The organism is Streptomyces sp. M-16 (assembly GCF_052114405.1).
Taxonomy (GTDB): domain Bacteria; phylum Actinomycetota; class Actinomycetes; order Streptomycetales; family Streptomycetaceae; genus Streptomyces.
Genome location: NZ_JBFRER010000097.1, coordinates 18,663 through 28,604, shown reverse-complemented (window position 1 = coordinate 28,604; position 9,942 = coordinate 18,663). Strand labels below are relative to the sequence as shown.

Sequence of the window (9,942 nt, the reverse complement as noted above, 5' to 3'; positions counted from 1 at the left end):
GCGCGGGACCCCAGTGGTCCCGCGCCCCGGCGCGTTCCGTCGTACGCGGCTCAGCCGACCGGCACCCGCTCGGGCGCGTGCCGCGCCACCGGGTGGTCGCCGCCGCGCGGCCGCGGCCGCAGCGGCCACCACAGCGAGCGGCCCAGGAGCGCGGCCAGCGCGGGCACGAGCACGATCGACAGGACGAAGGCGGAGAGCAGGATCCCGACCGCCGTCGCGAAACCGGTCTGCTGCGTACCGGGATGCGGGCTGACGGCCAGGCTCCCGAAGGACGCGGCGAGCACCAGCCCGGCGGTCGCGATCGCCGGCGCGGTGTGCCGCACGGCGCGGGCCACCGCGGTCCGGGCCGGTCCGGGCCGCTCCATCTCCTCCCGGATCCGGTCGCTGATCAGGATGTTGTAGTCGGTGCCCAGCGCCACCACGAACAGGAACAGCACCAGCGGGAGCGTGAAGTCCACGCCGGCCCGCCCCAGCCCGTGCTGGAAGACCAGCGTCGAGGCCCCCAGCGTGGCCGCGAAGCCGAGTCCGACCGCGAGCATCAGCGCCAGCGGCGCGAGCAGGCTCCGCAGCAGGACCAGCAGGATGACGGCGATCAGCACCGCGGCCACGGGGAAGATGACCTTCAGGTCCTTGTCGACCGCCACCGCGATGTCCGCGAACACCGACGCCGTGCCGCCTACATGGGCCTCGGTCCCGGCGGGCAGGTGCGCACGGACCGTCCCCCGGACCGGCCCGGAGACCAGGTCGCGGGCCTCCTGCCCGCCGGACTCCACGCTCAGCAGCAGGTCGATCCGGGCCGCCTTCCGGTCCTCGCTCAGCACGGTCGGAGCGACCCGTCCCACTCCGGGCACCCCGGCCAGCGCCCCGGCCAGCCCGGCCACCCGCTCCGCGTCGAGCGGAGCGCCGTTGCGGGCGGCGACGAACACGCTCGTCGGGTCCGATACCCCGGCGGGCAGCGCGCGGGAGACCTCCGCGGCGGTCTCCACGGCGGCGGTCCGCTCCCCGTCCGCGCCGGACTGCCCGTAGTCCACGCGCATGCCGGCCAGACCCGCCGTCAGCGCGCCGAGCAGTGCCACCGAGGCGAGGACGAGCGCCACCGGCCGCCGGGCCGTCAGGCGGCCGAGCCGCCCCGCCAGGCCCTCACGCGGCTCGCGCTTCAGGGCGCGCGACGGCCAGAACATCTTCCGGCCGGTCACCGCCAGCAGCGCCGGCATCAGCGTCAGGCTGCCCAGCAGCATCACCAGCACGGACACCGCGATCGCCGGGCCCAGCACCCGGAACTGGCCGAAGGAGGCGAGCCCGAGCGTGGCGAACGCGGCGACGATGGTCAGCGCCGCGGAGGTGACGGCGGTCCCCACCCGGCCCGCGACCTCGGCGGCGGCCTCCCGTCCCGTCTGCCCGGGGTGCAGCCGCAGCTGCTCCCGGAAGCGGAACAGCAGGAAGAGGAAGTAGTCGATGCCGATGCCCATGAGCACCACGTTGATCAGCCCGGGGGTGGAGGGCGCCAGCCGGATGCCGGTCGCCATCGAGCCCAGGATCACCGCCCCGGCCGCCGCGCCCCCGATCACCGCCATCGCGAGCAGCGGCAGCAGCGCCGCGAACACACTGCGGAAGACCAGTACGTGGAGCAGCACGATCAGGCCCATCACCACGGCGCCGACCACCGTCGAGCGGGTCTTCTCCGCGTCGGCGGTGTCCACCGTCGCGGCCAGCCCGCCCGTGAACCCCGTGCGCAGGCCCGCCTCCCGGAACGCCGTCCGGGTCTGCTCCCGGAACTCCCGGTAGGTGGCCTGCACCCCCGGGTCCTGCGGATTGCCCTTCAGGGCGACGGACAGCAGCCGGAAGGAACGGTCCGGGGCAGTCATCCCGCCGCCGATCCGGGGGACCTGGGAGTGGTCCTGCGTGAAGGGGGGATCGTCCTTGCTCCTCGGCATGACGATCTTCCGGCCGGCCAGGCGCGCCGAGACCTCCCCGATCCTGCGCTCGTCGGCCGCCCCGAGCGCACCGCCGTCCGTACGGGCCACCAGGACCGTCACCGGATCGCTGTCCGGCCGTGCGCCGAAGCTCTCCTCGGAGATGCGCAGCGCGGCCGCCGAATCGTAGGTCGCGGGCAGGAAGCCGTCGTTGCCGGGCTGGGTGGCGCGGAAGACGAACACCTGGCCCAGGATGGTCAGCCCGATGCCCAGCACCGCCCACAAGGCGATCACCTTCCACGGGTTCCTCGTCGAGCATCCCGTCAGGGCACGGATCACTGTTCTCTCCTCCGGTCTGTCCGTTCGGACTCCGCCGGGTGCCCGGCAGGTATCCAGAACATCAGCGGCCGGACCGGGAAACGTCCTGGTCAGGGAGGATTTCCCGGCCGGTACCAGGGTCCGGGGACGGGCCCGGACCAGGACCTGGGTCCTGGTCCGGAGCGGTCCCCGGGGACGGCGACCGGGGTTCGCTCGGGTGTGAGAATGGACGGACGAGGGCGGCCGGGACGGCGGTCCGTGGGGGAGGACCGACACCGATGAGCACGACGCGCGCCGGCCGGCTGACGTGGACGCGCAACGACGCACTGGTGGCGGTCGGAGCGGCGGCCGTGGACCTCACGGGCTTCGCCTTCGACACCCAGTTCGAGGGCGCCACGCTGGGGGTCACCGCGGGGGCCCTGGTGGTGGCCGCGGGACTGGTCCTGGTCGCCCGGCGCCGGTACCCGGTGGTGACGCTGGCGGTGGTGCTGCTCCTGGGCCTGGTGGTGAACCTGATCACCTCGGTGTCCCCGCACTTCGGTCTCGGGCCGTCCGTCGCCCTGTACACGGTCGCCGTGGCCCGCGGGCCCGCCGTGGTGGCCGTGGCCGCGCTCCTGACGGCGCCGTTGAACAGCTTCGGCCAGGGCGGCCTGCCGTTCAAGCTCGGCTTCGGCCTGCTCGCCAACGCGGCGGCCACCCTCCTCGTCGTCGCCACCGGATTCCTGGTCAGGCGCTGGCAGCGGGAGACCGAGGCCAACCGGATCCTGCTCGCGGACCGGGCGGTGGCCGAGGAACGCCGCCGGATCGCCCGGGAGCTGCACGACATCGTGGCCCACCACATCACCACCATGCAGCTGATGGCGGGCGGGGCCCGGGCCAACCTGGCGCACGATCCGGAAGCGGCCCGCGAGGCCCTGGTGACCCTGGAGGGCTCCGGCCGGATGGCGCTCGGGGAGATGCGGCAGCTGCTGGACGTGCTGAGGGCCGGGGAGGAGCCGGAGACGGCCCCGCCCGCCCCGCAGCCCGGCGCCGGGGACCTGGACCGGATCGTCGCCGAGTCCCGGCTCGCGGGGATGGAGACGGAGTTCACCGTACGGGGCGCGGTCCGCCCGCTGCCGCCCACCGTCGGCCTGACGGTCTTCCGGGTGGTGCAGGAGGCCCTGACCAACGCCCGCAAGCACGCCGGGGACGCACGGGCCCGCGTACGGCTGACGTACCGCCCGGACGAGGTGACCGTGGAGGTGAGCGACGACGGACCGGGCAGCGGATCCGGAACGGCTCCCGTACGGCCGCCCGGCCGTGGCGGGTACGGTCTGATCGGAATGCGTGAACGCGTCGCCCTGCAGGGCGGCACCCTGGAGGCCGCCCCGCTCGACGCGGGCGGGTTCCGGGTCGAGGCCCGGCTCCCGGTGGCACCGGGAGCCGGTGCCACCGAGGGAGAGGAAGCCCCCCGATGATCCGCGTGCTCATCGCCGACGACCAGCCGCTGGTCCGGCGCGGCCTGGCCCTGATCCTGGCCCCCCACCCCGACGTCGAGGTGGTCGGTGAGGCCGGGAACGGGGCGGAGGCCGTGGAACTGGCCGGCCGGCTGCGCCCCGACGTGGTGGTCATGGACATCCGCATGCCCGAGCTCGACGGGGTCCAGGCCACCGGCGAACTGGCCCGCACCCGGCCCGAGTCCCGGGTGCTGGCCCTGAGCACCTTCGACATGGACGAGTACGTGGTCGCCGCCCTGCGCGCGGGCGCCTACGGCTTCCTGCCCAAGGACGTCTCCCCCGAGGAACTGATCGCGGCCGTCCGCACCGTCCACGCCGGCGAGGCCGCCGTCGCGCCCCGCCTGCTGACCCGGCTGATCTCCACCTACGTACGGGCCTCCGCGCGCGAGCCCCGGCCCGTCGCCGCCCCGGCGTCGCCCACCGGACTCACCCCGCGCGAGCTGGAGATCTGGCGGCTGCTGGCCGGCGGCTTCGACAACGCCGAGATCGCCGCGGAGCTGGACATCAGCATCTCCACGGTCAAGAACCACATCACCGGCATCTTCGGCAAGCTCGGCGTCCGCGACCGGGCCCAGGCGGTCATCGCCGCCTACGAATCCGGACTGGTCGAGGCCGTACGGAAGCCCGCTTGATCACCAAGTGTCCGCAGAGCACCCGGTGCGGACCGGCGGACTCCCCTCTGACCAGCCGGAACACTGGAGGATTCGCCCGTGCGGAGCAGGGGTCGGCCATGGCACAGTGCGTGGAGTGACCCCGCCCGACCAGGGAGCCGCCATGCGTGATCCGCAGACCGTGCCGCCGCCGACGCGAGCGTCCGCGCCCGAGTTGCGCGCGGTGCGGCCGGGCCCGCTGCCCTCCTGCCCGGTGTGCGCCGAAGCCCCGGAACGGATCTCCTGGCGCCAACGCCCGGGCGAGCCGGTGCTCCTGGTCTTCGAGCCCTGCGGCCACCGCCACGGCTCCCCGGCCCCGCCCGTCCTGGCCGTCACCCCGCCGGCGCCGTACCCCGGGCGATGAGCGCGGTACGCCGCTCCTCCAGCATGTCGACGCACTCCCGGATGCCCGGCGCGGGCTCCGGCGAGGCGTCACGGACGGCCTTCACCGCCATGATGCGCCGGTCCAGCAGCAACAGGCCGTCCACGTGCGCGCGTACGTCCTCGGGCAGCGTCTCCCAGACCGGGACGACCGGGTTCTCCATGGCCGTATTGAACCCCGGACCGGACCCCCGCGGCCAGGGGTTCCGCCCGCCCCCGCGGGTCAGCCGCCGGGGACCGGACCGCGCATGTGCGCGCTGACCCACTGGATCAACGCCCCGTCGTGCATGCCGGGGACGTACGTGCGCGCGTTGTGCCCGCCGCCCTCGTCGACGTGGAACCGCGTCTTCACGGGGCCGGTCCCGTACTGCCGGATGAAGTTCTCGACCAGCGGCCGGCAGCGCACGTCGCTGCCCTTGGTGCCGACCTGGAAGGCGAGGTAGACCTCGGGCCCGTTGCGCTCGATGAGCCGCCGCGCCAGCTCCGGCGGACTGTTCTCCAGCTTCTCCCGGGGATGCCCGCGCCACAGACGGGAGTCGGGCAGGAGGTCGGGACCCCCGGCGATCACGGCCTTGAACCGGTCCGGCTTCTGCAACACCGCCTTGAGCCCCGCGAACCCCCCGGTCGAGCTCCCCATGAACGCCCATCCGTCACGGGACTTGATGGTCCGGAAGGCCGACCGCACCAGATCGGGCACGTCCTCGGTCAGCCAGGTCCCCATCTTCGGCTGCCCCGGGATGTCGCTCCCGTCCCAGTAGAGGCCTTCCTTCCCGTCCGTCCGGGGATTGAGCACCGGCATGGCCAGGATGAACGGCAGGCTGCTGCCGTCCCTGGACCACGCGGAGATGCTCGCCTCCAGCTTGAGGTTCCGGTCCATCCAGTAGTTGACGGGGAAACCCGGGCCGCCCGGCAGCGCGATCATCACCGGGAAGCCGCTGTGTGCGTACCGGGCCTCCTTGTACTGGGGCGGCAGCCACAGCCACACCTTGCCCGTGAACCCCGACTTCTTCCCCGCGAGGGTGGTCACCAGCACCTTGCTGCCGTCCTCCGGGATCGTCGCGGCGATCCTCAGCTCCGGCGCGGGACCCGTGGGCAGTTGGGTCAGGGCGTCCACGGGCGCCCCCCGCGCCCGCCCCGCACCCTCGTCGAGCCGTACGGTGTCACCCGTGTCGGAGAACGCGTCGTCACGGACGAGCGCACCTCCCACCAGAACCCCCGCGACGGCCACCGCCACCGCCGCCCCGATCCACCGGCGCCGTCGTGGGCGCCCGCGGTGCCGTCCCGCACCGACCGTGTCGTTCACGGCAGCAGTATGTCCCCTTCCGCCGGAAGCGGACCTGTGGCAGGCCGGTCGCGCGGACCYCGTATCCTGCAACGGAGCTCGGCCCCGAGCAGTTTCGAAGGGCCGTGCCGCGCCCCGGGCGCGCGCACGGCGGGAAAGGGAGACCCCTGATGGACGTGCAGCACTTCGAGCGGATCACCGCGTTCATCGAGGCGCGGCTGACCCCGCTGTTCGAGGCGGAGACCGGAAGTGAGCGCGGTTTCGCGATGGACGACACCTCCCGGGCCCTGCGCGCGCTGCGCAACAGCGTGCTGGAGGCGTCGGCGGTGAAGGGGCTCTTCGAGCAGCGGGAGACCGCCGACCAGCGGACGCGCAACGTCATCGACCAGTCGGTGGAACACCACTGGGACGTGCTGCGCGGAATCGCCCGCCAGTGGGAGGACCACGTTGACTTCCGCCGTGAGTTCAAGCGCCACGCCTGGCAGCTCGAAGCCGCCCCGGCCGTGCCCGCCGAGGCCTGAGCGGCCCCCGGCTCCCGGTTCCCCGGACGGCGTCGCCCGGGGGACCGCGGCCGCCCCGAGGACGGGCCCTACCGGCTGGGCGCGCCGCCGATCAGGTAGTCGACCCGGCGCCGCAGTCCGCTCCAGCGCCGGTCGTGGTGGTAGGCGCGCTTGAGGGACCGCGCCCGGGCCCTCGGCCGTCGCCGGTAGAACCTGCGCGCCCACGGGGACACCGGCCGGGCCAGGCGCACCGCGGCGACGAGCGCGATCAGCGGGACGATCGCCCCGAGCACGGCCATCCGCGGCTTCCCCTTGAACAGGGCGACGACGGCCAGCAGCAGGTTGAACACCACCGTCCCGACCGCGGTCAGCCGGCTGTGCTCCTCGTCCGGCGTCAGCCCGTCCACGCCGAGCGGCAGGAACCCGCACAGCAGCAGGGCCGCGAGCGCCGAGGTCATGATGACCACCTCGACGCTGATGGTCCCTTCCTTGCTCCAGTAGACGTCGCTCAGGTGCAGGATCAGCGCGAACTCGTCCAGTACCAGGCCGGTGCCCATGCCGAACAGCACGGCCGCGATGCAGGAGCCCCACCCCGTGCGGCCCCCCGCGATCGCCGTGAACCCGCCCACGGTCATCAGCACCACCCCGGGCACGGCGTGGTGCACGTGCAGTCCCCCCGGGGTGACATTGCGGAACGGGCCCTTCCCGGCCCGGATCATCCGGGTGATGACCCGGGTGACCGCGAAGGTGACCACGAACGCGGACAGCGCCAGGAGCAGCGGCAGTTTGCCCGGCTCCAGGATGTTGCGGTACCACCATGAGCCCATGCCGTCACCCTCCCGGCCCCGGCCGGGCCGCGCACCGTGAGGACCGCCGTTCGGGCCCCGCGGCCCGTCAGGCGGCGGCCCCCTGCCGCGGTGCCGTACCGGCCCGGTCCGCCTCCCGGGCGGCCCGGCGCAGGGCCGCGTCCTCGTCGGTGTCGGCGTCGTAGGAGATCAGCTTCGGAAGGAGCGCGGCCAGCAGGGCCACCGAGGCCACGCAGGCGAGTCCGCCGCTCCAGAACGCCGGACGGGTACCGGTCCACCCGGCCATCGTGCCCGCCCGGACCTGGCCGAGCTGCGGACCGCAGCTGTACGAGAGCACCTCGATGCCCGCCAGCCGCCCGCGCAGCTCCTCCGGGATCGTCTGGTTCCAGATCGTGGCCCGCCCCAGGCCGCTCAGCATGTCGCCCGCGCCGGCCACCGCCAGGCACGGCAGGACGAGCCAGATCCCGGAGGACCAGCCCGCCGCCGCGATCGCCAGACCCCACACGGCCGCCCCGCAGACCACCAGGAGCCCGTGCCGCCGGACGCGCGACACCCAGCCGCTGGTCAGCCCCAGCACCAGGGAGCCCACCGCGCCCGCGGCGTACATCAGGCCGAGCGCCCACACCGCGTCGAGCTCGTCGGCGAGGAAGGGCAGGATGGCGTTCGGGAACGCGAAGAACATCGCCGCCAAGTCGACGGCGTACGTGCCCAGCAGCACCGGCCGGCTCCACGCGTACCGCGCGCCCTCGGCGATGCCCCGCAGCGAGGGGCGCGCCCCGCCGCCGGCCGGGGGCGCCGGGCTGAGCCGCGTACACAGGAGCACCGAGACGAGGAACCCCACGACGGTGACGCAGTACGCGGGCGCGTACCCGGCGTACGCGACGACCACGCCGGCCAGCGCCGGGCCGGCGATCGCCCCGAACTGGTAGCGCAGCCCGTTGAGCGCGGCCGCGGCGCTCAGCTGGTCGTGCGGCACGATCCGCGCCATCAGCGAGTCCAGCGCGGGCCTTTGCAGTCCGGTCAGCGCGGACACACCGGCCGCGACCACGTACAGCGGCCACAGCAGGGGACGCGGCAGCAGCGCGTTCACCAGCAGCACCAGGGCCAGGACCCCGAGCCCGGCCTCGGTCAGCAGGATCAGCCGCCGCCGGTCGACGGCGTCGGCGAGGGCGCCCCCGTAGAGCCCGCAGACCAACAGCGGGAGCAGCTCCACCGCGCCCATGGCACCGACCGCCAGCGGAGAATCCGTCAGATGCTTGATCTGGAGCGGCAGGGCGATCATCGCCATGAACGAGCCGAAGAAGGTGACCGTCCCCTGGAAGAAGAGCAGCCGGAAGTCACGGCTGGAGCGCCACGGGGACAGATCGGGCAGTACGGAGGAAAATCGGGATCCACTCACGACGGATCATCGTGGGCGGGCCCCGCCGCCACGGCAACGCATTTTCTCCCCGGACGGGCGAATACGCGGCCCGGCGCGTGGCATCGGCGTCCCGCCGTGGCACCCATGCTGCATGCCGCCGGTGTCCCCGTTCCTGCGCACGGCCGCTTCCTACGCGTGGCGCCTGCTGGTCGTGGGCGCCGCCGTGTACGCGGTCTTCGTCGTCCTGGGCCGCTTCCACGAGATCACCGTGGCCCTCTTCCTCGGCCTGGTCATCACGGCCCTGCTGGGCCCGCCCACCCGGATCCTGGCCCGTTGGATGCCGCGCCCCCTCGCGGTCGCCGTGAGCCTGGTCGGCAGCGCCGTGCTGCTGATGGGCGTGCTCGCACTGGTCGGCGAGGCGGTGGCGGGGGAGAGCGGGGTCCTGGTCGGGGAGTTCCGTGCGGGCCTGGCCAGCATCGAACGGTGGCTGGCCCGGCCGCCCTTCCGGCTGGACCAGCACGCCCTGTCCGACCTCCAGTCGAAGATCGGCTCCTACCTCTCCAGCCACCGCTCCACGCTGCTGAACACGGCCGTCACCGGGGCCGGGCAGCTCGTGCAGGTGTTCACCACGCTGGCGCTCGCAGTGTTCTCCTCGGTGTTTTTCCTGCACGGCGGCGGCCGGCAGTGGGCCTGGTTCTGCGAGCAGCTCCCGGAATGGATGCGCCGGCGGGTGGCCATCGGCGGGCGGGCGGCCTGGCGCACCTTCAACGGCTACACCCACGGGATCGTGCTCGTCGCGGCGACGAACGCCGTCCTCGTCGGGGTGGCCCTCTACTTCCTCGGCGTTCCGCTGGCCGTCCCGCTGGCCCTGCTGGAGTTCGTCGCCGCCTTCGTGCCGCTCATCGGGTCGCCGGTCGCCCTCGCCGTGGCCGCGGTGGTGGCCCTCGCGGCGAAGGGGCCGGTGACCGCGGCCATCGTGGTCGCGCTGATCGTGGTCATCGGCCAGATCGAGGGGCACCTGCTGCACCCGCTCGTGATGAGCTGGGCGGTACGGCTGCACCCCCTGGTGGTCGCGGTCTCGGTGGTCGCGGGCGCCATCGCGGCCGGAGTGGTCGGCGCGGTGGTCGCGGTCCCGCTGGTCTCGGTGACCTGGTCGGTCCGCTGCGCCCTGCGCGCTCCCGCCCCCGGGCCGCCGTGACCGTGCGGTCCCCTTACCGTGGAAGGTGGGGGCGACGT

General features: G+C 73.9%; 10 protein-coding genes. 5 read left to right on the top strand and 5 right to left on the bottom strand.

What is annotated here, in order from left to right; translation table 11 throughout:
• Window positions 1-50: 50 nt before the first annotated feature.
• A complete protein-coding gene (locus AB4039_RS31900) occupies window positions 51-2,252 on the bottom strand; it encodes an MMPL family transporter (protein ID WP_266846103.1) in 2,202 nt (733 codons plus the stop codon).
• A 257-nt stretch (window positions 2,253-2,509) separates the two neighbouring features.
• Here AB4039_RS31900 and AB4039_RS31895 point away from each other — a divergent pair, with 257 nt between their 5' ends.
• The 3 genes from AB4039_RS31895 to AB4039_RS31885 all read left to right on the top strand — a co-directional run bounded on the left by AB4039_RS31895 (window position 2,510) and on the right by AB4039_RS31885 (window position 4,741).
• Window positions 2,510-3,688: a sensor histidine kinase gene (locus tag AB4039_RS31895; protein ID WP_442272408.1), complete on the top strand. Its 1,179-nt coding sequence runs from the start codon at window positions 2,510-2,512 to the stop codon at window positions 3,686-3,688.
• On the top strand, window positions 3,685-4,359 hold the full coding sequence (locus tag AB4039_RS31890) for a response regulator transcription factor (RefSeq protein ID WP_266846105.1): 675 nt from the start codon (window positions 3,685-3,687) through the stop codon (window positions 4,357-4,359). The genes AB4039_RS31895 and AB4039_RS31890 overlap by 4 nt, the downstream gene beginning before the upstream one ends.
• Window positions 4,360-4,501: 142 nt before the next feature.
• On the top strand, window positions 4,502-4,741 hold the full coding sequence (locus AB4039_RS31885; RefSeq protein WP_266846106.1) for a hypothetical protein: 240 nt from the start codon (window positions 4,502-4,504) through the stop codon (window positions 4,739-4,741).
• Here AB4039_RS31885 and AB4039_RS31880 read toward each other — a convergent pair.
• Together AB4039_RS31880 and AB4039_RS31875 are read right to left on the bottom strand one after the other, a co-directional pair.
• On the bottom strand, window positions 4,710-4,922 hold the full coding sequence (locus tag AB4039_RS31880) for a hypothetical protein (RefSeq protein ID WP_266846107.1): 213 nt from the start codon (window positions 4,920-4,922) through the stop codon (window positions 4,710-4,712). The genes AB4039_RS31885 and AB4039_RS31880 overlap by 32 nt on opposite strands.
• A gap of 59 nt (window positions 4,923-4,981) precedes the next feature.
• Window positions 4,982-6,061 (bottom strand): alpha/beta hydrolase-fold protein, encoded by a 1,080-nt coding sequence (locus AB4039_RS31875; protein ID WP_266846108.1) that lies wholly within the window; start codon window positions 6,059-6,061, stop codon window positions 4,982-4,984.
• A 149-nt stretch (window positions 6,062-6,210) separates the two neighbouring features.
• On the opposite strand from AB4039_RS31875, the gene AB4039_RS31870 reads away from it, so the two are divergent.
• On the top strand, window positions 6,211-6,561 hold the full coding sequence (locus tag AB4039_RS31870; protein ID WP_442272407.1) for a hypothetical protein: 351 nt from the start codon (window positions 6,211-6,213) through the stop codon (window positions 6,559-6,561).
• A 68-nt stretch (window positions 6,562-6,629) separates the two neighbouring features.
• Here the strand turns inward: AB4039_RS31870 and AB4039_RS31865 are convergent, their stop codons facing one another.
• The gene (locus AB4039_RS31865; protein ID WP_266846110.1) at window positions 6,630-7,367 is read right to left on the bottom strand and encodes a hypothetical protein; all 738 of its coding nucleotides are present in this window, start codon (window positions 7,365-7,367) and stop codon (window positions 6,630-6,632) included.
• Between the two features lie 67 nt (window positions 7,368-7,434).
• Window positions 7,435-8,745, bottom strand: a complete 1,311-nt coding sequence (locus AB4039_RS31860; protein ID WP_266846111.1) for an MFS transporter — start codon at window positions 8,743-8,745, stop codon at window positions 7,435-7,437.
• A gap of 112 nt (window positions 8,746-8,857) precedes the next feature.
• On the opposite strand from AB4039_RS31860, the gene AB4039_RS31855 reads away from it, so the two are divergent.
• Window positions 8,858-9,904: an AI-2E family transporter gene (locus AB4039_RS31855; RefSeq protein WP_266846112.1), complete on the top strand. Its 1,047-nt coding sequence runs from the start codon at window positions 8,858-8,860 to the stop codon at window positions 9,902-9,904.
• Window positions 9,905-9,942: the final 38 nt, after the last annotated feature.

Coding starts and splice junctions, on each gene's coding strand:
- AB4039_RS31895 (WP_442272408.1), top strand. CDS start 2,510: ATGAGCACGACGCGCGCCGGCCGGCTGACGTGGACGCGCAACGACGCA.
- AB4039_RS31890 (WP_266846105.1), top strand. CDS start 3,685: ATGATCCGCGTGCTCATCGCCGACGACCAGCCGCTGGTCCGGCGCGGC.
- AB4039_RS31885 (WP_266846106.1), top strand. CDS start 4,502: ATGCGTGATCCGCAGACCGTGCCGCCGCCGACGCGAGCGTCCGCGCCC.
- AB4039_RS31880 (WP_266846107.1), bottom strand. CDS start 4,922: ATGGAGAACCCGGTCGTCCCGGTCTGGGAGACGCTGCCCGAGGACGTA.
- AB4039_RS31870 (WP_442272407.1), top strand. CDS start 6,211: ATGGACGTGCAGCACTTCGAGCGGATCACCGCGTTCATCGAGGCGCGG.
- AB4039_RS31865 (WP_266846110.1), bottom strand. CDS start 7,367: ATGGGCTCATGGTGGTACCGCAACATCCTGGAGCCGGGCAAACTGCCG.
- AB4039_RS31855 (WP_266846112.1), top strand. CDS start 8,858: ATGCCGCCGGTGTCCCCGTTCCTGCGCACGGCCGCTTCCTACGCGTGG.